General features: G+C 51.4%; 19 protein-coding genes. 12 read left to right on the plus strand and 7 right to left on the minus strand.

What is annotated here, in order from left to right; translation table 11 throughout:
- Positions 1 to 120 precede the first annotated feature (120 nt).
- Positions 121 to 1,230, plus strand: coding sequence for a CDP-glycerol glycerophosphotransferase family protein (locus tag tca_RS01615; protein ID WP_286709011.1), 1,110 nt, complete (start codon positions 121 to 123; stop codon positions 1,228 to 1,230).
- Positions 1,231 to 2,460, plus strand: a complete 1,230-nt coding sequence (locus tca_RS01620; protein WP_286709012.1) for a glycosyltransferase — start codon at positions 1,231 to 1,233, stop codon at positions 2,458 to 2,460.
- Positions 2,461 to 2,480: 20 nt separating this feature from the next.
- Here tca_RS01620 and tca_RS01625 read toward each other — a convergent pair whose 3' ends face one another.
- A complete protein-coding gene (locus tag tca_RS01625) occupies positions 2,481 to 3,500 on the minus strand; it encodes a glycosyltransferase family 4 protein (protein WP_286709013.1) in 1,020 nt (339 codons plus the stop codon).
- A gap of 235 nt (positions 3,501 to 3,735) precedes the next feature.
- Here tca_RS01625 and tca_RS01630 point away from each other — a divergent pair, with 235 nt between their 5' ends.
- Positions 3,736 to 4,887 carry a CDP-glycerol glycerophosphotransferase family protein gene (locus tag tca_RS01630; protein ID WP_286709014.1) on the plus strand — a complete coding sequence of 384 codons (1,152 nt, stop codon included), beginning with the start codon at positions 3,736 to 3,738 and terminating at the stop codon, positions 4,885 to 4,887.
- Between the two features lie 86 nt (positions 4,888 to 4,973).
- Here tca_RS01630 and tca_RS01635 read toward each other — a convergent pair whose 3' ends face one another.
- The 3 genes from tca_RS01635 to tca_RS01645 are packed head-to-tail and all read right to left on the minus strand — an operon-like array spanning position 4,974 to position 7,905.
- Positions 4,974 to 6,227: an oligosaccharide flippase family protein gene (locus tca_RS01635; protein ID WP_286709015.1), complete on the minus strand. Its 1,254-nt coding sequence runs from the start codon at positions 6,225 to 6,227 to the stop codon at positions 4,974 to 4,976.
- 20 nt (positions 6,228 to 6,247) lie between these two features.
- Positions 6,248 to 7,213, minus strand: a complete 966-nt coding sequence (locus tca_RS01640) for an NAD(P)H-dependent glycerol-3-phosphate dehydrogenase (RefSeq protein ID WP_286709016.1) — start codon at positions 7,211 to 7,213, stop codon at positions 6,248 to 6,250.
- A complete protein-coding gene (locus tca_RS01645) occupies positions 7,210 to 7,905 on the minus strand; it encodes an NTP transferase domain-containing protein (protein WP_269899540.1) in 696 nt (231 codons plus the stop codon). The genes tca_RS01640 and tca_RS01645 overlap by 4 nt, the downstream gene beginning before the upstream one ends.
- 97 nt (positions 7,906 to 8,002) lie before the next feature.
- On the opposite strand from tca_RS01645, the gene tca_RS01650 reads away from it, so the two are divergent.
- The 9 genes from tca_RS01650 to tca_RS01690 all read left to right on the plus strand — a co-directional run bounded on the left by tca_RS01650 (position 8,003) and on the right by tca_RS01690 (position 16,948).
- On the plus strand, positions 8,003 to 9,154 hold the full coding sequence (locus tca_RS01650) for a glycosyltransferase (protein WP_286709017.1): 1,152 nt from the start codon (positions 8,003 to 8,005) through the stop codon (positions 9,152 to 9,154).
- A 102-nt stretch (positions 9,155 to 9,256) separates the two neighbouring features.
- Positions 9,257 to 9,799 carry a glycosyltransferase family 39 protein gene (locus tca_RS01655; RefSeq protein ID WP_286709018.1) on the plus strand — a complete coding sequence of 181 codons (543 nt, stop codon included), beginning with the start codon at positions 9,257 to 9,259 and terminating at the stop codon, positions 9,797 to 9,799.
- Complete coding sequence (locus tag tca_RS01660; protein ID WP_286709019.1) at positions 9,796 to 10,851, plus strand: hypothetical protein; 1,056 nt, start codon at positions 9,796 to 9,798, stop codon at positions 10,849 to 10,851. Before tca_RS01655 ends, tca_RS01660 begins: the two co-directional genes overlap by 4 nt.
- Positions 10,852 to 11,104: 253 nt before the next feature.
- Positions 11,105 to 12,046: an NAD(P)-dependent oxidoreductase gene (locus tca_RS01665; RefSeq protein ID WP_286709020.1), complete on the plus strand. Its 942-nt coding sequence runs from the start codon at positions 11,105 to 11,107 to the stop codon at positions 12,044 to 12,046.
- 2 nt (positions 12,047 to 12,048) lie between these two features.
- Complete coding sequence (locus tca_RS01670; RefSeq protein ID WP_286709021.1) at positions 12,049 to 12,924, plus strand: glycosyltransferase family 2 protein; 876 nt, start codon at positions 12,049 to 12,051, stop codon at positions 12,922 to 12,924.
- Positions 12,925 to 12,956: 32 nt separating this feature from the next.
- Positions 12,957 to 13,949 carry an NAD-dependent epimerase/dehydratase family protein gene (locus tca_RS01675; RefSeq protein ID WP_269899544.1) on the plus strand — a complete coding sequence of 331 codons (993 nt, stop codon included), beginning with the start codon at positions 12,957 to 12,959 and terminating at the stop codon, positions 13,947 to 13,949.
- A 27-nt stretch (positions 13,950 to 13,976) separates the two neighbouring features.
- Positions 13,977 to 15,164 carry a glycosyltransferase gene (locus tag tca_RS01680; protein WP_286709022.1) on the plus strand — a complete coding sequence of 396 codons (1,188 nt, stop codon included), beginning with the start codon at positions 13,977 to 13,979 and terminating at the stop codon, positions 15,162 to 15,164.
- Entirely contained in the window at positions 15,157 to 15,903 is a 747-nt protein-coding gene (locus tca_RS01685) for a glycosyltransferase family 2 protein (RefSeq protein WP_286709023.1), read from the plus strand. Before tca_RS01680 ends, tca_RS01685 begins: the two co-directional genes overlap by 8 nt.
- 1 nt (position 15,904) lies before the next feature.
- Complete coding sequence (locus tca_RS01690; RefSeq protein WP_286709024.1) at positions 15,905 to 16,948, plus strand: UPF0104 family protein; 1,044 nt, start codon at positions 15,905 to 15,907, stop codon at positions 16,946 to 16,948.
- Positions 16,949 to 17,018: 70 nt separating this feature from the next.
- On the opposite strand, the gene tca_RS01695 is transcribed toward tca_RS01690, so the two are convergent.
- From tca_RS01695 to tca_RS01705, 3 genes are all read right to left on the minus strand, one after another.
- Complete coding sequence (locus tca_RS01695; RefSeq protein WP_286709025.1) at positions 17,019 to 18,485, minus strand: flippase; 1,467 nt, start codon at positions 18,483 to 18,485, stop codon at positions 17,019 to 17,021.
- Positions 18,486 to 19,442 (minus strand): SDR family oxidoreductase, encoded by a 957-nt coding sequence (locus tca_RS01700; RefSeq protein WP_286709026.1) that lies wholly within the window; start codon positions 19,440 to 19,442, stop codon positions 18,486 to 18,488.
- Between the two features lie 133 nt (positions 19,443 to 19,575).
- Positions 19,576 to 21,375 (minus strand): DUF1616 domain-containing protein, encoded by a 1,800-nt coding sequence (locus tag tca_RS01705; protein WP_286709027.1) that lies wholly within the window; start codon positions 21,373 to 21,375, stop codon positions 19,576 to 19,578.
- Between the last annotated feature and the right edge of the window lie 17 nt (positions 21,376 to 21,392).

Here is a 21,392-nt window from a genome sequence, read left to right on the forward strand (position 1 = left end):
AAGTATACATAAAATGAGGTGGTATACTGGTTATATCCTGGTTACCATTAAATACCTTTACGGTCATGAGGGTGTGTATCTACCGGAGGCCCACCAGGTATTAATTCATGGAGGATCATAATGTCATTGCATGATTTATTCGTCAGGTTCCTGCTGAATTCATGGATTGGAAGAGCCCTTAACCTTATCATGGTTGCCATAAATCGTCTTGTACCCAAGAGGGACAATCAGATACTCTTTGAAAGCATACCAGATTTTTCAGATAACCCTTCCCAGCTTTACAGTTACATTAAATCCCTTGGAACAGATTACAGGATGATATGGGTGGTTGACAGTATCAGGGATGACCTCGACGCTCCACAGTATCTGAGGAACACTCCATCAGAATTCTGGCAGTTCCTGAGGTCAAGGTACATAGTCAGCTCCCACGGCTATCACCTCATGATAAGGGCGGGTAATCAGGTCTACCTCAACCTCTGGCATGGGATGCCCCTGAAGGCAATGGGCTACACAGAAAGGGAGCCATCCATACTGCTCCCGGGGGTATGTGATGAGAACTACTACCTCATCGCAACTTCCACCATAATGAGGAATGCCCTGGCGGCCTGCTTCAACCAGGACGCCCGCAGGATACACATAACAGGTCAGCCAAGGAACGATAAACTCCTCACAGAGGGCAGAACCATGGATGATTCCAGGACCATAATCCTGTACACACCAACCTACCGGGATACTGGCAGGGACGAGTCCATATTCAGCATGCCGGACTACAGTGAGGAGAAATTTCAGGACTTTCTCAGGGAACATGACGCAGTCTTCCTCATGAAGCTCCACCCACTCGATTCAGGGATCAGGCAGAGGTCCGGGGGTAATATCAGGGCCCTTGACCCGTCAGAGGATCTCTACGACATCCTCCAGGGGGTTGATGTCCTTGTAACCGATTACTCATCGGTCTACTTTGACTTTCTGCTCCTTGACAGGCCTGTGATCTTTGCTGTCCCTGACCTGGAGGAGTACCGGAGGGTCAGGGGTTTTGTCCTGGAGCCCTTCGAGTTCTGGGCCCCGGGTCCCCGTGTTGAAACCTTCAGTGATTTCCTGGAGGAACTTGAAAGGTGTCTTGAGGATGATGACTATTACAGGAGGGAGAGGAGGATCGTGAACAGCCTCGTGAACCAGCACCAGGATGGGGAGTCATCCAGGAGAGTCTATGAACTGGTCTGGGGTGATTGAATGAGGATTGGACTCATATTACCATCCCTTGATGATAGTGGAGTCGCCAGGGCTGCCGCCAGTCTATCATCTCTTCTATCAGAGCACCACGAGGTGCACGTGATCACAGTTTACAGACATGAACCCCTGCAGGAGTGGAGTGGCAGTTTCCATGTCCTTGACGTCCCCCCTGCCTCTCCAGGGGATGGACTGCCCCGGAGGCTTGGACTTTTCATAAGGAGGATACTTGCACTGCGACGCATCAAGGCTGAACTTGAACTTGATGTCTCGGTGTCCTTCTCAGAGGCCCTCAGCATACAGAACATACTCACAGCCGGCTCTGACAGACCGGTTGTAAGTCATCACACTGTACTCTCAAGGAATGAGAACCTTGACGATATCTATGGGAGGGGTGTGAAGGCCCTCGTGAGGCTCACCTATCCCAGGGCGGCTGGAATAATCTGTGTATCCATGGAGTCGGCCACTGACCTCACTGATGCCTACGGTATCGACCCCAGGCAGGTGGCGGTGATACCAAACCACATAGACGTCGATGCCATTGAGGGGGCTGCTGTTCTACCGGCAAGGTGGAAGGATGTGTTCACATCACCTGTGATCCTGACCGCTGGAAGGTTGACACATGCCAAGGGCCAGTGGCACCTTATCAGGGTGTTCGCCAGGCTAAGAGAACTCATACCCGACCTCAAACTGGTCATACTGGGTGATGGGGACCTGAGGGAGTACCTGCGGGGACTATCAGAGGACCTTGGTCTTAAAACCTTCACCGGTGGCGAGCCAGGTGAATATGACGTTTACTTTGCTGGATTCCAGAGGAACCCCTATGGTTTCATGGCACATTCAGACCTCTTTGTCCTGCCATCACTGAGGGAGGCACTCCCACTTGCCCTGATGGAGGCCATGGCCCTGGGGACGCCTGTTGCAGCCGCAGACTGTGGGGGTCCAAGGGAGATACTTGCCCCCAGTTCAGATCCATCATTCAAAACCGAAAAGACGGAATTCGCAGATTACGGGGTCCTTCTACCTCCCTTTGATGGTGAAATGAGGGCTGCAGATGATGAACTGTGCAGGGAGGAAAGGTTATGGGTCGATACACTCCACGAGATCATCACAGACAGGAAGGTCCTTGACTCATACTCTGAGCGGGCCAGGGAGAGGGCCCTCCAGTTCAGCCCTGATGCCATCAGGAGGAGGTGGCTGGATTTCATTGATGCCGTGGTAGATCAGGGATAAAATGTTTGATGGGATGGATATCAGCCTTTGCCGGTGGCTTCGGGGCTCATCCCGGTGACCTCCCGGATCAGACGCCTCCACTTCTCCCCGATAACCTGGGGGGACCTGGTTTTCAGTACATGGGCCCTCAGGTTCTCACCCCATTCCCGGGCCAGGGATGGGTTCTCAGTAAATTCAGTGAGTTTTTCCATCATCTCCTCATCGTCCTCTGCTATTATCCCGTGCACTCCATCCTCGAGTTCCTCGTACTCCCCCCGGAACTTTGCAACGGGGACTCCAAGGTAACCCGCCTCCAGGACGGCGTATCCCAGTTCACTCATCTCATATCCGAGTATCATGATGTCCGCAGACCTCAGGTGGCAGAGGAAGTCATCACGGTAACCCATGAATTTGATGTTCTCTGTCTCGTGGCCATCCACATCTCCAAACACGAAGAGTTTTAGATTCCGGGATGAGGTCCTGTTAACCTTTTCCACCATCCTTACAAGGCGGGGGACACTCAGAACCTTTGATCCACCTATACTGACATATGTCACAGCCTTCAGATATTCTGCACTACCCGCAGAAGGGCATTCTGCAACAGCTTCATCCACTTCACCTGTGATAAGTGCGTTGTGTATAACCACACCCTTCAGCCGGTTTCTGGCCCGGGTTATCTCTGATACAGTGGTAACTGCACTGTAAATAAGGCCTATGAATATCAGCCTGTGCAGTATCCAGTTTATTATCCTGAAGATGTAGTGGAAGTTCCCCCTGGGGTTCATCCTGAGGGCGGTTATTGCCTCATCCATAACCCAGCCATGTACCGTGAGGATTGCGGGCACCCCGCTTCTGCGGATCATCATAAGGCCCCCGATGATGAGGGGGCCATGGACGTGTATGAGGTCATAGTCCCTGAGGTTGACCCTGTCAAGTTCTGATGCATGGACTGTTTCGGTGCTGGCTCCAAGCATCCTGTAAACGGTTTCCTGAGATTTAACAGCCCTCATGACACCACCCCCGGTGGATGGGTCGAAGGGTATTATCATCATTATCTTCATAAACTCCCTCGCTTTCAGTTTCCTGAACAAAGTGTCTGATCACATGATTTTCCAGGTGTTCCACTGGGGGATCCTATTGTTTCTGCCGGTTAATCTAATTTGTGATGCAAGTTCTTTCCTGCATCCATGATCCTCTCATGATCTTATCCTCTGTTCATGATGTTCTTGCGTTTTTTTGTCTGGCAGATGGATGGATCTATATATGGGCCTTTGCCATAATGTGATTGAGCAATCCATGAATGCGAAACTGGAGGCCTGTTTCATGTTAACACGTTTACTCAAGTTTATCAACTGGATTTTACCAAAGGACGATGGGCTGGCTGTATTTGACAGTGTACCTGATTTTTCAGGAAACAGCCAGGCTCTGTTTGAATTCATGAGGGAAATGGGTGAACCTGAAGCGGTATGGATCGTTGAAGAGCCCATCGACATTGAGGGTGTGAGACAGGAGAGGAGACACTCGCTGAGGGCCCTTCTCACCATTTTACGTGCTGGTTCCCTGGTCTCCACACACGGGAGGATGAGTGAGATCCGTGTAAGGCGACAGAAGTATGTTAACCTCTGGCATGGAATGCCCCTGAAGGCCATGGGCTACGCTGAAACCGGCGGAAGGGAGTTTAAGGAACCCGTAAGGTTCGATGATGAGAACTACTACCTCATCGCAACTTCCACCATAATGAGGAATGCCATGGCGGCATGCTTCAACCAGGACGCCCGCAGGATACACATAACAGGTCAGCCAAGGAACGATAAACTCTTCAGATCAGATGGAAGGATCCCTGAGATTACAGGTATTGATACCGGTTCCTACAGCAAGGTGGTGCTCTTCGCACCAACATTCAGGGCATCAGATTACATAAGTGATGGGAGACTCATATCCCACCACCTCAATCTCCCTGACTTTGATGCCGAGGCCTTCTCAGGGTTCCTGAAGGAAAAGAACATACTTTTCCTTGTGAAGTTCCATCCACTCGAAGAGGAGGAGGCAAGAAGATTCTTCAGTGAAATGGACAACGTGGTGCTGATAGGTAGCGATGACCTTGCAGAGAGATACATGGACCTCTATGACGTCCTCCCGGGGGTTGATGTCCTTGTAACCGATTACTCATCGGTCTACTTTGACTTTCTGCTCCTTGACAGGCCTGTGATCTTTGCTGTCCCTGACCTGGAGGAGTACCGGAGGGTCAGGGGTTTTGTCCTGGAGCCCTTCGAGTTCTGGGCCCCGGGTCCCCGTGTTGAAACCTTCAGTGATTTCCTGGAGGAACTTGAAAGGTGTCTTGAGGATGATGACTATTACAGGAGGGAGAGGAGGATCGTGAACAGCCTCGTGAACCAGCACCAGGATGGGGAGTCATCCAGGAGAGTCTATGAACTGGTCTGGGGATGAAAAATAGGAAATGCATGTAATTTTATTTTTTTATAGAGTCTTGCTGGCACCCCTCCTTTTCTCTGACAGTTCTCTGCGGGAGTCATCTACCAGAGGTCATGTTTTTTGATCCCGTAGACCCTTATTGCCAGGACTATGGTTTCGGTTATTATCACGAGACATGCAACGATGTATATGTTCATGAATGCCGATACTGCAAGGAGCATTATCAGGTGCACAATTGAACCTATTATCACGCTGCCGTTGGCGTACCTCTGCTGTCCAAGAACGGCGAGGAAGGGGTAGCCCAGGAGTATCGAGGGGATTACCACCATGAGGGCCACGGCAAGTAACCTGAGGACGTTGACACTTGGCATGTACTGCGGGCCAAAGAGTATTCCTATTATGGTGGGGGCGAAGAGGATTATCCCGCCACAGAGGATGGTGTTGAGGATGAGGGAGTAGCGCAGGACCTTCCTGTGGAATGCCCTGTTACGTGTCTTGGCCATATAGGGATAGGTTACCTGCATCAGGGGGCTGTAGAGGCCCTGAGCAGCAGTGTAGAGTTTCTCAGCAGCAGAGTAGTACCCCACTGCGGTGTTACCCGCGAATAAACCCAGGAAGAACGAGTTACTGCTGGTGTAGATCGAAACAGAGACCCTTGACAGGAAGAACTGGGTGCTGTCCCTGAAGGTCTCGTAAACCGTCCTCAGGGGTGGTAGATGGAACCTTACATTGAAGCGGGTCCTTATAATCCACTGAGAAATCACACCGGCGGTCAGGGTCCCCATGGACTGGAGAAGGGGTACGTAGAGGTAATCGGACGGACGTCTTATGAATATGAATATGGCTGCAAGGAATATGAGGTTCGTGAGGACATTAAGGACGGTTATGTACTTCATCCGCTCCATGCCCTGATAGAACCAGGTCGGGAAGATCACATTCCCGATAACAAGTCCAAATGCAAAGATATAGACCTGCCAGTTAACCGAGAAACGGGGGATGTTAAGGATGACGAGCAGGAGTATGCAGAAACTCAGGGTTGCAAGGATCCCCTTGATTAACATGACGGAACTGAATATCTCGGATACACGTTGCGGGTCCTCCCTGTTCACCGATATCTCCCTCACAGCAGAAAGGTTGAAACCGTAATCGGTGATGATGATGAAGTAGGTGTTGAATGCGATGGCAAAGTTCACAAGGCCATAGTTGTAGACACCCAGAACCCTGGTGAGGTACGGGAGGGTGATGAAGGGTATTATGTAGACAAGCACCTGGAGGGTTGAAAGTGAGAGGAAGTTCTCGGCGAGAACCCTGTACTCCTCTGACCTGATAAGTCCCATGAGATCCCGGATACTCATCGAAATAAACTCCTGATTACCTAAAATTCGGGTCTGGATATCCTGTCCTGGAATTCCCTTATGTAGAGGTTGACGTTTTCAGGTTCCTGCATGGTCCGGTATACCATTTCAAGGACCGGCAGCTCAAGACCCTCTGTCAGCTCCCTTATGGCCCTTATGGACCTGAGGCTCTCTATGGTTATGGTGGAGTCCTCGCTGAGTCTCATCTTCTTACCCAGCATGAGCCCCAGGGTGCGGTTACGGCTCTTATCGGTTGTTGATGTGAGGAGAAAGTCTCCAAATCCACAGAACCTGTCATGGAGTTCACCGTACCCCATCTCATTGAGTATCAGGTTCATCTCCCTGAAGCATAGGGTCAGGAGGGAGTGGCGGTGATTCTCGCCTGTTATCTGTCCGTCGAGTATACCCATGGCCACGGCGTAGACGTTCTTGAGTATCCCGCAGAATTCAACACCCTCAACGTTCTCTGAGTGGTCGAGGATTATGCGGGGAGACTTCAGAAGCCCTGCAATTTCCCTCACATATCTGGTGCTGGCACCCACTGTTATCCCGGACGTCATGCCCCTTATGAGTTCGTCGGCGAAGTTGGGACCGGATATGCTGAATACTGTCCTGGACCCTGTTTCCTCCCTTATAACAGAGCTCATGGTTTTGAGGCCTGGGTGCTCTATCCCCTTTATACAGGATACTATCTTCTTATCCTCAAGGCTACTGTTCATTGACCTTACGATGCTCCTGAGGTTCCCTGATGGCACGGCCATGAATACGTACTCGGATTCCTCCAGCACGGAACCGTCCATGAGTGTCGCCTCTATGTTATCCCTCAGTTTCACTCCAGGATGATAAGCGCTGTTTTCGCGCGTCCTGTTGATGTTCTCCACAACTTCGGATCTCCGGGCCATGAGGCGGACCATCTCAGCATTCCATGATAGGACCTGTGCTATCGCTGTTCCGAAGCTCCCTGCTCCAATGACCGTGACCATCATTTATGGTTCTCCATGAAATATTTTCTGGCTTCCACGAGGTCCTCAGGGAAGTCCACCTCTATGCAGAACCTTTCGCCTATGTTGAGTGGTCTGAAGGTTTCCCCTTTCTCTATGAGAATTTCGACTCCCCTCTCAAAGTAGTCCTGATCCTGGCATTCCCTGAGGGCATTCCTCAACATGGGAATGGTTTCTCTGGAGACCTGATTTATTCCCACAGCCTCCCCCAGGGGGTCCGTGACATTCTTGGACAGTTCCCTTATGAATCCCTGACTGTCGAGGCTGTATTTAACCTCTTCCTCCCCCACCTTCTTGTTGTCAACGCAGATGAGGTTTTCGCCCGGGTTCTCACCTATCATCTTGAGGATGGACGGGTCGAAGACCACGTCCCCGTTCATCCAGATCACATCCTCATCCATGTCCTCCAGCCCTATTAGAAGGCTTTTGGAGGTGTTTGTTTCGCTGTAGCGATGGTTGTAGACGAATTCAAGGTCGGGGTACCTCTCCTCTATGAGATGGCCCCTGTAGCCCAGCACGACCCTCACGTTTTCTGTTGACGTTATCTGTGCTATATTTTCGAGCTGTTGATCCATTATCGTTTTTCCATCTCCGAGTTCCACGAGTGCCTTGGGTATTCCATGCCCAAGTCTGCTTCCGGTTCCTGCAGCAAGAATAATAACCCTAATAAGAATCACCTTTAAATGTAGATAAGAACAATTCTAGACCAGATTTATGTTGCATACTATTTAATTGTAATTGGTAACCGGGCCCCGGAAAAGGAGGTTTATAAGATTGAGGATACTTCATGTAACACCATACTTCAAACCCTCATGGGAGGCAGGTGGTCCTCCCCGTTCAGTCTATGACCTGGCATCGAGGCAGGTGTCTGCTGGACATGAGGTCACGGTCTACACAACAGATGGGTTCAAGAGGCGACTTGACGTCGAGGTTAACAGGCCCCTCGATGTTGATGGCATAAGGACCTACTATTTCAGGAACCTTTCAATGTACCTGGCAGGGAATATGAACCTCCCGGTACCACTTAAACTCCCCTATGTTGCCTGGAGGGAGATCCGGGAATTTGATGTTGTTCATATCCATGAGCACAGAACCTTCCTTGCAGCCGTTGTAGCCACACTGGCATCACGTGCAGGTGTACCCTACATTGTACAGCCCCACGGCTCCGTCCCGACCATGTCGAGGGCTACCCTCAAGGAAGTATTCGATTTCATTGCAGGTAACCGGATAATGTACGGGGCGTCCCGGATAGTAGCAACATCCACTGTGGAGTCAGGTTTCTACCGGAAGGTTTACCCTAAACTCGACGCTGAGGCCATAGTGAAGGTACCTAACCCGGTCGATATCCCTCACAGACCATCCAGGGGGCTCTTCAGGAAGAAATGGGGTCTTGAAGATGCGCGGATCATACTCTACCTGGGCAGGATCCATGAAAGAAAGGGTCTCGACATACTCCTCAGGGCCTTCAGGGACATCGATGAAGACACAGTTCTGGTCATAACGGGACCTGATGACCACTACCTGGAAAGGCTCATGGGCCTCATAGATGAACTGGGAATCGGTGAAAGGGTTCTCCTGACAGGTCCCCTCTATGAAATGGATAAACTTGAGGCCTATGTGGACGCCGATGTGTTTGTGCTGCCATCGGCATCAAAGTATGAATCCTTCGGGAACTCCGCTGCAGAGGCCATTGCCTGCGGCACCCCGGTTGTCGTAACTTCAAGTTGCGGGATATCTGAGTGGATGGATCCCGGTGATGGCATCATAGCGAGGCCCTCAGCCAGGGACCTGAGGGATGCCATAATCAGGGTCCTGAAGGAACGCGACTCCTTCAATCCATCGGCAGAGAAGTTTGACCCTGAATCAATATCAGAGACATTTGAGGACATTTACCTGGAGGTCACCCATAAGGCTTCCAGACACTGAAACCGGTTGGAGCACCTATGCAGAGGTTTATATGGGTCCAGCCAATAATGATATGCATTGATGGAAGTTGATTGAAGTTATTTGGTGCAAGGGGTATCGATCATGTTATATGATAGAAGGTTCATTTCAGTTGTTGCCATCTTCTCGGTCTTCATAGCCGTTATCCTTGTCCTTATCCAGAGCAGTATAGGGATCTATTACTGGGACATTTTCCTGTATGTTAACAATGCCATGAAAATGGCCCACCTTGGACCCGGCGACGCCCTCTACCTACCACCATTCTTCCCGGCGGTGCTGGCCTTACTTTTCAGACTCGGGTTCACAGGTGAAATAACGGTATTTGCGGCGGCAGCGGCATTCTATGTTGCAGGCATCATCGGGATGTACCTCCTTCTCCAACTGAGATTCAGTGAAATGGAGAGCCTTGCAGGGGCCATCTCATTCGCATCCTTCAGCCTTATCCTATCATGGGCAGCCACAGGGTCCCTGGATGTCCCGGCCATCTCCCTCTCTATATGGGCCGTTTATCTTGCACTCATTGCAAGGAGGTGTGACAGCAGATTCTACTACCTTGCATTTCCGGTTGCAATGGCAGCATTTCTCACAAGATATACATCGGGTCTATGCTGCTCCCACTTGCAGTGATAATACTCACTGACCCATCCCTCAGGTTAAAGCTGCCAGACATAGGCAGGGGAATTGGCCTGGGGGTCCTCCTCTACATCCCATTCGGGTACTTCTTCTACAGAAACATCGGAACACCCCTACCCTTCACAAAACAGGTTTCATCCACAGTCACCGGTTCAGCCACATCCATAAATCCTGGCTACAGCACAGACAGCCTCTACTACCTCAAGCACCTTCCAGAGTACATCTCAGCAATGCCTTCACAGGATTACCTCAGGGTACTGAACCCCTCACTTTCAGGACCGACACCAATCGCCCTCATAGTACTGACCCTCATATCAGCAGGTTTGCTGATTATTATATGGAGGAACAGGGACCTCATATCAACCGATAACCTCAGGGGAAAGATTATATTCATTGTAATATCTGCAGCACTCATATTCACCTTTGGAAGGATATCCTTTGCACTTAGCGAGGTCCTCATATTCCTCTGGGCACTTTCAATCCTCTGGATAAGGGGGAACACTGATAACATTGAGATGAACCTTGCGATGGCTGTCTGGTTCCTGGCCTACCTCTACATGCACAGCTTTCACCCTGTAAAGGTTGACAGGTACATCATAACAGTCCTGCCAGCCCTTGCCTATACCATATCCCTTTCACTGAACAATATATCTGCTTTGATGAGATCCAGGAGGGCATCGACGGTTCTGTCCATTGCAGTCACCCTTCTGATGGTCTCTTCGGCAATCCATTACACTGCAGGGATGCCCCAGGAATATGGGATAGTTAAGGGTGAGAGGGAGGCGGCCGCCTGGCTCATGAACCATGACCCCTCCTACAGGGACAGAGTCATAGCTGCTGACAGGGGCCCTGCCTTCACATGGTACCTTGGAGACTACGTCTTCACAAGGATAATCCACCCACAGCGTAGGGAGTTAAGCCTCAAGTACTTCTATGAAGTGAACCCTGACTACTATATATTCTGGACGGGTAAAACAGAGTTGCCTGAAGGTTACAGGGTCATATATTCAAGGGATGGGGTTTCCATTGCCAGGAAGATTCAGTAGATATGCCGGGATCCTTCCCCTCCGGTACAGGATTCAGTGGATGTTGAGGTGATTCTCTCTGGTGAGGGATGGATTCGCTTAACAGATTGAAACTATTTATATGGCGAGTTCAATAACTAGTTTGAGTTAAACTAGGATACTCTGAATCGTATATTGTGGGAAGGAAATCTTTATTCATTCATATCATGAATAATGTTACCAGGAAAACCCTTATTCTTACAGGAAATCATCCAAAATAGGGAGTGATGCTAATATGGAAACTCAGAGAATACTCGTAACCGGTGGCGCCGGATTCATAGGTACAAACCTTGTCAATGAACTGAGGAGCAGGGGCCATGATGTCCTTGCGGTTGACCTCATGCACACAGAACGCGAGGACTACATGAGGGCCGATGTCAGGGAGTACAGGCAGGTTGAGAGGATCTTTGAGGAAGACAAATTCGACTACGTATACCACCTGGCCGCAGAGTACGGGAGATGGAACGGTGAGGACTACTATGAGAACCTCTGGAAGACCAACGTCATAGGTACAAAGCACATGCTGAGGATGCAGGAGAAGCTTGGCTTCAGGATGATATTCTTCTCCTCAGCAGAGGTCTACGGGGACTACAGTGGTTTGATGAGTGAGGATGTCATGGTCAAAAACCCCATAAGCGACACCTACCAGATGAATGACTACGCCATAACCAAGTGGGCCGGTGAACTCATGTGCATGAACTCTGCAGAGATGTTCGGCACAGAGACCGTCCGTGTGAGGCCGGTGAACTGTTACGGCCCCCATGAGAAGTACTCACCCTACAAGGGCTTCATACCCATATTCATCTACCATGCACTACACAGGAAGCCCTACACCGTCTATAAGGGCCATAAGAGGATAATCGACTACGTGGAGGACTCCGTGAGGACCTTCGCCAATATCGTGGATAACTTCATCCCTGGGGAGGTCTACAATGTCGGCGGGCGAACCGAGTGGGAGCATGACATCAAGGAGTACTCCGACATGGTCCTTGAGGCTGTGGGGATAGATGACTCCATAGTCACCTACAAGGAGTCAGAGCCCTTCACCACAAAGGTGAAGACCATGGACTTCTCAAAGGCCATAAGGGACCTCAAACATGACCCACAGGTGCCCCCCGAGGAGGGTATCAGGCGTACAGTCGAGTGGATGAAGTGGTACTACAGGATAGAGGACTGAAAATGAGGATAGTCGCGGTCATCCCTGCCTTCAACGAGGAGGTTGCCATAGGCTCAGTTGTGCTGCTCACAGGGGAACACGTTGATGAGGTTATCGTTGTTGATGATGGGTCGGCTGACAGGACAGCCCACGTGGCTGAGATGGCAGGCGCAAGGGTTATAAGGCACCACAGGAACCTGGGAAAGGGCGCAGCCCTCAAAACAGGGTTTGAGGCTGCAGATGCAGATGTAATAGTCACCCTTGACGCTGATGCACAGCACAACCCTGCAGAGATACCTAAACTCGTGGAGCCCATACTGAGGGGGGAGGCCGACGTTGTGAACGGGAGCCGCTACCTCCATGGAAGGGACGAGAACACCCCCCGCTACCGCAGGGTGGGCCAGAAGATACTTGACAGGGCCACCAACATATCAACGGGCCTGGAAATAACCGATACCCAGAGCGGCTTCAGGGCCTTCTCATCAGCGAGCATACCCCACTTCAGGTTCAGGGACCCTGGCTTCGTGGTTGAAAGCGAGATGCTTGCAGACGCCGCCGAGGCCGGCCTCAGGATAGTGGAGGTTGAGGTCGGAGTGAGGTATGATGTGGATGGGTCCACCAGGAACCCCATAAGCCACGGTGTATCGGTGCTCCTCAAGATCATAGGGGACCTTGAACTCAAGCGCCCCCTCTACTACTTCACACTCCCGGGCCTCATAATAGGGGTTACAGGGGCAATCCTAAGTTTAATGTTCATAAGGGACTACATAACCGGTGTCAGTGTGAACATGGGTCCCACCATCGTGGCGGTGATGCTCACACTCTTCGGGACCTTCTTCATATTCACAGGCATCATCCTCGACTCCATGAGGAGGATGATCATCCACTATGGAAGGTGACTGCAGAATCTATTGATTGAAGGTGATTGATTATGGATGAATTCAGGGCTTATGATGGTAAATGTGTTCTTGTAACAGGTGGAGCTGGATGCGTTGGAAGCAATCTCACAGGGAGCCTTGCAGAGGCAGGGGCCAATGTGATCATACTGGACAACCTCTCATCAAGCTATGAGTGGAACATCCCGGAATATGAGAACATAGAATTCGTTAAGGGTGACATACTCGATGATGAGGTCCTCAAACGGGTATTCAAGGAGAGGCCTGACTACGTCTTCCACCTCGCAGCCCACTTTGCAAACCAGAACAGTGTTGACAACCCGGAGAAGGATCTCCTGGTCAACGGGCTGGGCATACTGAAGGTCCTTGAGTATGCACAGCTTGTGGGTGTTGAGCGCTTCGTTTACTCATCATCAGGGTGCGGTGTCTACGGTCTGGACTCAAAGATACCCTTTGAGGAACACGACATCTCAATATCACTGCACACCCCCTACCAGGTCACCAAGCTCCTGGGTGAACTTTACACCAACTACTTCCACAACCTCTACGAGATGCCCATAGTCAATGCAAGGTTCTTCAACGTCTTCGGGCCGGGTGAGGTCCCAGGGAAGTACCGTAACGTCATCCCCAACTTCTTCTACTGGGCCATGAACCAGCAGCCATTACCCATAACAGGGGACGGCTCAGAGACCAGGGACTGGACCTTCGTGGAGGACATAGTCAGGGGCCTCATGGCCATGGGTGTCAGAAAGGAGGCCATAGGCGAGGCCATCAACCTTGGCTCAGGGACCGAGCACCAGGTCATAGAGATGGCGGGTATCATAAACGAGCTCACAGAAAACCCTGCAGGCGTGGTCTACAGGCCGAGGAGGGACTGGGACGCCAAGACAAGGCTCCTGTCATCAATCGATAAGGCCAGAAGACTCCTAGACTACGAACCACAGGTATCCTTCAGGGAGGGACTTGAGAGGACCCACAGGTGGTTCACCGAGAACTGGGAGCTCATAAGGAAGAGCGCAGAGTTCTAATCAAAAACCTTCTTTTTCTGATCGCATATGAGGATACTGGTTGTACAGGAATCAGACTGGATAGAAAGGAACCCCCACCAGCAGCACCACCTCTTTGACAGGTTATCTGCGAGGGGCCATGAGGTGAGGGTCATAGATTACCCCATAGACTGGAGGAAGGAGGAAGGGGGAGGCATCCTGAACCCCCGCCGGGTCTACCTGGGGGTCCAGAAGGTCCGGGAGGACGCCGGTGTGGATGTGATAAGGCCCGCCCACCTCAGGGTCCCGGTACTGGATTACCTCTCAATACCCTTCACCCATGGGAGGGAGATAAGGAGGCAGATAAGAGAGTTCAGACCAGACCTTGTGGTCGGATTCGGTCTCATAAACTCCTTCATAGCATCAATCGAAGCAGGGAGGCAGGGCATACCCTTCGTATATTACCTCATCGACGTACTCTACACCCTGATACCTGAGAGGGCCTTTCAGGGTCTGGGGAAGCTGCTCATGAGGAAGACCATCGAGAGGTCCGACCTTGTCCTCACCATCAACAGGAAGCTCGACCAGCTGGCAGCTGAACTGGGGGCCAGGAGGACGGAGGTCATAGACGCGGGCATAGACCTTGCAGAATTCGACCCGGACCTTGACGGTTCACGCATAAGGGAGAGGTACGGTGTCGGGGATGATGACATCCTCCTCTTCTTCATGGGATTCCTCTACAACTTCTCCGGTCTCAGGGAACTTGCAGCAGCAATGGCAGAGAGGCGTGGGGAATACCCGAACATCAAGCTTATGGTGGTAGGGGATGGAGACGCATACGAGGACCTTAAAGGGATAAGGGATGATAACAACCTGGACAGCCTCATACTGACAGGGAGACAGCCCTACAGTGAGATACCTGAATTTGTAGCGGCCTCTGACATCTGCATACTCCCTGCCCACATAGACGAGGAGATAATGCAGGACATAGTCCCCATAAAGCTCTACGAGTACCTTGCAATGGCAAAGCCGGTCATAGCCACAAGGCTGCCAGGCATATACATGGAGTTCGGTGAGGGCAACGGCATCCACTACATAGAGAGACCAGAGGAAACCCTTGATGTAGCAGTGGAACTTGCAGGCAGACTCAGGGAGGAGGGCCAGCGGGGCAGGCGCTTTGTGGAGTCAAATGACTGGGAAAGCATCACCGAAAGATTTGAGGAGACCCTCAGGGAACTTGTGGAGAAGGATGAATGAGCATGTTCCAACGAGGGGTGGTGATTACCTCAATGACTGTACCGCTGGAGGTGTCGCGATGAGGGTGGTCACAGTGATACCGGCATTCAATGAGGAGAGGACCGTTGAATCTGTTGTGAGGGGCGCCCTTGAACATGGTGACGTGATCCTGGTGGACGATGGCAGCACAGACAGGACTGCAGCCCTTGGTGAGGAAGCAGGGGCAAGGGTCATCAGCCACTCCAAAAATCTCGGGAAGGGGGCAGCCCTCAAGACAGGTATAAGGGAGGCCCTTGGAGGAGACTACGATGTCATAGTATTCATGGACGCCGATGGCCAGCACGACCCCTCCCTGATACCAGAACTTGCATCTGCGGTTAACGGTGGCGACTTCATCATAGGGTCAAGGTTCATAAGGAATAACCATGACAGCATGCCCATCCACAGGCAGCTATCAAACCGGATAACCACATGGATACTCAGACTGGCCACAGGGTACCGCATAACAGATAGTCAGAGCGGCTTCAGGGCAATATCAGCCAGGTACGCCCACCTGATACTTGAAATACCCTACGACGACTATGTGTATGAATCAGAGGCAATATGTGAGACCTCAAGGCACCGGCTGAGGATAGCCGAGGTCCCCATCACCTGCACCTATGGTGATGAGAAGTCCTACATCGGGGTCGGGGACGTCCTCCATTACATCAGGTTCATAGTGAGGCTCTTCGTCAGAAGGATATCCGGTGTCAGGGGCTGATGTGGGAGCTGCTTCCCATCACCTTCACGCATCAGAGGAGATGGACCCCATGAAAAGGTTTTACTTCTTTGCACTGAGCATCCTTCTCATCCTGGCCCTCATAATATGGATGGGGCCCTCCAGGATCATCAGGGCCGTCTACATGGCGGACTGGATGATCATAGCCATCGCACTCCTCATCCACATTGGGGTTCTGGCTGTTAGGGGTCTCCGCTGGGGTTTCATTATAGGCCAGCCCTGGAGGATGCGGGTCAACTTCATGGTGAAGACCATCGGCCTCTTTGCAGGTAACCTCAGCCCCATGAGGAGTGCTGGCGAGGTCATGAATGCACTCGCCGGTAAAAAGCTGAACGGAATCGAACTCTCAGAGGGCCTCTCAGCGGGTTTAACCGAGAGGTTCTTTGATCTGGGGATAGGAGGGGTTCTGCTTCTCATGGCGGCCGTGATGGTACCCACGATAAGGATAATAGCCCTCTTCGGGGCGATTCTATCTGTCCTCATAACCTACCTCATCTACCTTGTTAACTGGAGGGAGGAGAAGGGTTTGAGGATCTACCAGAGGATACACAGCATCATTGAGAGACTTCCAGTATCTGAGGAGACACTTGAAAACCTCTATGAACGTTTAACCTCCGGTATAAAGGGCATGATAGGTTACACCAGATCCTACTCAAATTTCAGAGCCATGGGGATCATATTCATCCTCTCACTCCTCTCATGGCTCATGGAGTGCCTGAGACTCTACCTGGTATTCATGGCCTTCGGAGTGGAGATTACCTTCTCTGCAGTTATAATAATATTCCTTCTGGCAAACCTTGTGGGCATACTATCTGCCCTTCCAGGGGGTATGGGCTCAATGGAGGTCTCGATGGCAGGACTGTTTGTAGTATTCGGTGTCCCCGGTTTTCTGGCTGGAAGCATAGCCCTGGTGGACCGTATAATATCCTTCTGGATGGTCACAGCACTGGGAGCCATCTTCTCATCCTGCTATGCCGGGGAGATATTTGATGAGGTCAGGTCCTATATCCTTGATATAAGGGCGTGATGAGGGGCTTTGTGATGTATTTCTGATAGTCCTGTTTTTTTGGAGGTCATATATCCTGATGAACTGATTTTTATCTCTGGCCCCTGATGATTGACCTCACCACAGCCCTGTCCACAGAGTCCAGGGCACCTGTCAGGAGGATCCCGGCGATATAGGCAACCAGGGCCAGGGGGATCCTTATGAGTATACTGAGGGGGAGCAGGAGTAAGATGATTGAAGCTGCTGCAGGGAGGAGGATCCTCCAGGCAACATGCAGGTCCCTCCATGCAGGACCAAAACCGAGATCGCGCACCGTCCTGAGGAAAAGTAGGGTCATGAGGGCCTCCGTCATTACTGTGGCAGCACTCGCACCCATAAAGTCAAAGCGTGGGATCAGTGCGAGGTTGAGGGTCACATTGAAGAGGGCTGCAACCCCAGTGATCCTGGTGACCGTGATCTGCCTGTTGGCTGACCCCAGGAGGCTGGAGCTCACACCATTTATGAACATGAAGGCGGTTGCGATTATGAGCACCCTGAGGGCGGGGACCGATTCAAGGTACTTCGCAGAGAAGATGAGCTCTATCAGGGGCCCTGCAAGTGTGAATACCGTGAAGATCAGGGGGACAGCTATGATTATTAGATACTTCAGGGACCTCATGTAGGTGAACCGCAGTGAATCTTGACTTTCAACGTGGAACCGGGACATCACAGGAAATACAGCGGTGAGGTAAACACCGTAAAGTGATGAGATGACCGTGAGGAGCCTGTAGGGTGCATTGTAAAGACCCACCGAGACATCACCCTTCATGAGGGAGAGCATCACGGAGTCTATCCAGAAGTATATCAGAGAGAATACACTCGTTATCCCGAAGGGGATGGCCTCCCTGATCATGTCGCGGCTGAAACTTAAACCTGGAGTGAAGAAACGACGGGTGAATGTTGCAGCGGAGTATACAAGTGAGAGGGCGGCTGCAATGAGGTAGGCCACTGCAACCTGCACAACACTCCCACCCAGCCAGACAACGGCAAGGACACCCACAAGTATGAAGAGGCTGTTGAGGATGTTCCATACTGTCTGGTACTCCATCCTCTGGAAACCCTGGAATATGCTGTTGAAGAATGAGCTGAAGGAGCCCAGAAGCATGTAACCGGCTATAAAAACTATGACTGCAGCGGCAGTCCCGCTGTACAGTCCTATGAGGGGGAAGAGGAGTATCAGCACAAATACGATGCATGAGAGGATGATACGGTTACCAAGACCCGCCGCCACAAGATCGCCGGCCCCTGCAGGGTTCCTTGCAATCTCCCGGGTGATGTAGGTCCCTATACCCAGATCTGCGAGTATGCTGAATATACCGGTCAGGGCCAGCGCAGTCGAGAGTATACCAAAACCAGCGGTTCCAAGGTACCTTGCGAGGTAGACGTTCCATACAAAGGCCGCAAGGTTTGTGAAGAGTGTGGCCACCAGGAGGAATGCCGTGTTCCTTGCAAGGGTCCTTGCATGACTCATTTCAATCACTGATAGGAGGATCCTATCTTCAGTCTTTCCAGGAACCACTCAACGGTCCTCACGAGTCAGGGATTTACAGTCCTTTTTCCTGAACCACTCAACGGTCCTCATAAGCCCCTCCTCAAGTCCAACCTCTGGCCTGAAACCTGTTGCAGCGAGACGGGACGTGTCTGCAAGGGAGTGCCTCACGTCTCCGGGTCTCTCATCAAGGTATTCTGGTTCTGCATCTGAGTCAAGGATCTCTGAAATTATATCGAAGAGCCTGTTGACTGTAACGGAACTTCCACCGGCCACATTGTAAACCCCTGATCCACGGGACTCTGCCAGGAAGATGTTGGCCCTTACAACGTCACCGACGTATATGAAGTCACGGCTCTGCTCTCCATCCCCGTAGATCTCAGGGGACCTGCCAGTGAGGAGGGCGTCGATGAACCTGGGGATGACTGCAGCGTACTGTGAATCAGGCCTCTGACGGGGTCCGTAGACATTGAAGTACCTCAGGGAGACGGTTTCAAGCCCATGATCCTCAAATACCTGGCAGTAGTACTCCCCCGTCACCTTGGACACTGCGTAGGGTGATAGGGGCATTGGCCTGGCGTCCTCCCTCAGGGGAATCTCCGGGTTGTTCCCATAGACAGCAGAGGTTGATGCGTTCACAACCTTCCGGACACCTGCCCTGGAGGAGGCCATCAGCACCCTGAGGGTCCCTGTGGCATTGACACGGTGACACCTGAGGGGGTCCCTCACACTCTCAGGGACACTGGCCAGGGCTGCCTGGTGGAAGACGTAGTCCTTGCCCTGAAATACCTTCTCAAGGTCCAGATCATTTATGCTCCCCTCAATTATCTCAAGGTCCTCATGGTGGGGGTCCCTGAGGTTATCCGGGCTCCCGGTTGATAGGTCATCGATTACGGTGACACGGTTTCCACTCTCAAGGAGTTCATCTGTGAGGTGTGAACCTATAAATCCAAGTCCTCCTGTTACAGCTACATCCATATCTCTCATATTATCCCTGTCCGGCTGATGAAGTTTGATCGGTCAGTATTTGATCAGTCTTATCCGTTGATTTGAGCGGTTTTTCACAGTTTTATCTGTTGAGCGGTTTTTCATACTTACAGATCACCATCTGAAGCATTAACTATGTGACGTTTATGAAGAGATGGAGGGACCTGTAGGGCTTTTCTGTGTCAGGTAACCTGTAGAGAAGGAATTCGAGTTTCTGGTTCTTTCCAGCCTCTGTTACTGTGAAATTCACCCTCTTTTCCCACCTCTCACCATTACCCAGTTTTAGGGTTTCATTCCTTAAAACATCTCCGCCTATTCTCACCACCATGCGGTAGGTTTCGTTACGGTACTCCCTGTTCACCACTCCTACCATTACCTCAACGCGCTCGCCGGCAGTAACATTCTCAGGGTAACCGTAGGCTTTACCACCAGACCCCAGGATGTAGAACTCGGTGAACCTCTCAGAGGGCACCGGGTTGAGGGTCAGGTAGACCGTGACTGCAACGAGGGCCACGAGTACAGCCGAGAGTATGAGGGATACCTTACCATCCCTTGAGAGACTGCGGGGTGATGGGATACGCCTCAAATCAACTGAGTATGCAAGTCCCCCGGCCCTGTAACGCCTTATAAAGGCTGCAGGTGTCATTATCAGGCTTATTGCAGATATGCTCCTTGCAAGAAGCGGCTTGAAGGTAACATGACCACCCATAAGGAGCGCTATCGCCGATGATATGATTATGCTTACTGAAAATCCAAGGAAGAGCCTCTCAGGGACGCTTAACTGGTCTCTGAGGGGTGCCACGGCAGCTGTTAGAATGTATCCAGGTATCAGGAGCACCTGGAGGTAGAAGAGGGCTTCCACAACGCCCCGCGGAGATGAATTGATTGCAGCGATGGTAAAGATGCTCAGGAGCACCATAACCAGAAGGTCACTGAAACCTGCCAGGTTCCTTCTGGCTTCCTTTTCTATCCAGAACTCATCCCCGGGGAATGCCCTTCTGAGCTCCCCCTCCAGATCCCTCTCTTTACCCATCCTCAGGGCCTTCTTCTTTATCCCTGAAGGGTCAACTGCCCTGAGATCCCTTTCAGGTATCTCCGGGACATGCAGTATTACATCATCCTCGACGAGCCCGTACCTTTCGAGGATGTCCATCTCTGACATCTGCAGTGACTCTATCTCCCCTATCCTCTGCCTGGTCCTCCTTATGTAGGCCACAAGGGCTGATAGTATACCGGCTGCACCAAGGACCACCACCCCGTATCTGCTTCCTGTGGTTCCAGCTACCAGCGTGAGTAGGAGGGCGAATGGTATGGTTAATGCGGCTCTTCTGAGCCTTCCATAGCCCTGGAATCTCAGTAGAAGGGCGGCTGCAAGGCCATAGGACGAGGAGACTATAAGTATAATGATGAGCAAAAACCTGACCGGGTTCAGGTGGATGAATGCTATGAGGAGAGGCGTGACACCAGAAAGGACAGCTGAAATCAGGATGTCCCTTAATGGTGCATGTTCTCTCCTACGGGTTTCCTTTAAACTGTTTTTCCTTTCAGAAGAGTCATCCCCGCTTTCCACTGGTTGGTCTCTTTTTGCGAGTTCTCTGGCGGTTTTTATCTGGGTGCTTTCCACCTCAACATCCTTTCTGGAGCGTTTCAGGAGCAGGATGATTGGTATGAGTATGGCGGGGAGGGCGTAGAGGGCCCTTACATTCCTCAGGTATGTATAGTTCAGAATGAATGCGTTGAGGGTCAGTATTAGAAGCCCCGGTATGGGGGTGATCAGGGTATCCCCAAGACCGGTCAGTCTGAGGAAGCTGTAACCTGTTACCAGCACACAGAGGATGAGCCCTGCCACCCTGAGGTGAAACTGGGGCGCTGCTATCAGAAGAGCTGAGATTATACCTGTTATGAGGAGTAGGATTTTCGCTTTGAACTTCACATGAGATTCTCCTGTCA

It is taken from the genome of Methanothermobacter sp. EMTCatA1 (assembly GCF_002356395.1).
Classification (GTDB): domain Archaea; phylum Methanobacteriota; class Methanobacteria; order Methanobacteriales; family Methanothermobacteraceae; genus Methanothermobacter; species Methanothermobacter thermautotrophicus.

Bases quoted from the DNA above. Each gene is read 5' to 3' on its own strand.
- tca_RS01620 (WP_286709012.1), top strand. From the start codon at position 1,231: ATGAGGATTGGACTCATATTACCATCCCTTGATGATAGTGGAGTCGCC.
- tca_RS01665 (WP_286709020.1), top strand. From the start codon at position 11,105: ATGGAAACTCAGAGAATACTCGTAACCGGTGGCGCCGGATTCATAGGT.
- tca_RS01655 (WP_286709018.1), top strand. From the start codon at position 9,257: ATGTTATATGATAGAAGGTTCATTTCAGTTGTTGCCATCTTCTCGGTC.
- tca_RS01635 (WP_286709015.1), bottom strand. From the start codon at position 6,227: ATGAGTATCCGGGATCTCATGGGACTTATCAGGTCAGAGGAGTACAGG.
- tca_RS01680 (WP_286709022.1), top strand. From the start codon at position 13,977: ATGAGGATACTGGTTGTACAGGAATCAGACTGGATAGAAAGGAACCCC.
- tca_RS01630 (WP_286709014.1), top strand. From the start codon at position 3,736: ATGAATGCGAAACTGGAGGCCTGTTTCATGTTAACACGTTTACTCAAG.
- tca_RS01700 (WP_286709026.1), bottom strand. From the start codon at position 19,442: ATGAGAGATATGGATGTAGCTGTAACAGGAGGACTTGGATTTATAGGT.
- tca_RS01625 (WP_286709013.1), bottom strand. From the start codon at position 3,500: ATGAAGATAATGATGATAATACCCTTCGACCCATCCACCGGGGGTGGT.
- tca_RS01675 (WP_269899544.1), top strand. From the start codon at position 12,957: ATGGATGAATTCAGGGCTTATGATGGTAAATGTGTTCTTGTAACAGGT.
- tca_RS01685 (WP_286709023.1), top strand. From the start codon at position 15,157: ATGAATGAGCATGTTCCAACGAGGGGTGGTGATTACCTCAATGACTGT.
- tca_RS01615 (WP_286709011.1), top strand. From the start codon at position 121: ATGTCATTGCATGATTTATTCGTCAGGTTCCTGCTGAATTCATGGATT.
- tca_RS01640 (WP_286709016.1), bottom strand. From the start codon at position 7,213: ATGATGGTCACGGTCATTGGAGCAGGGAGCTTCGGAACAGCGATAGCA.
- tca_RS01670 (WP_286709021.1), top strand. From the start codon at position 12,049: ATGAGGATAGTCGCGGTCATCCCTGCCTTCAACGAGGAGGTTGCCATA.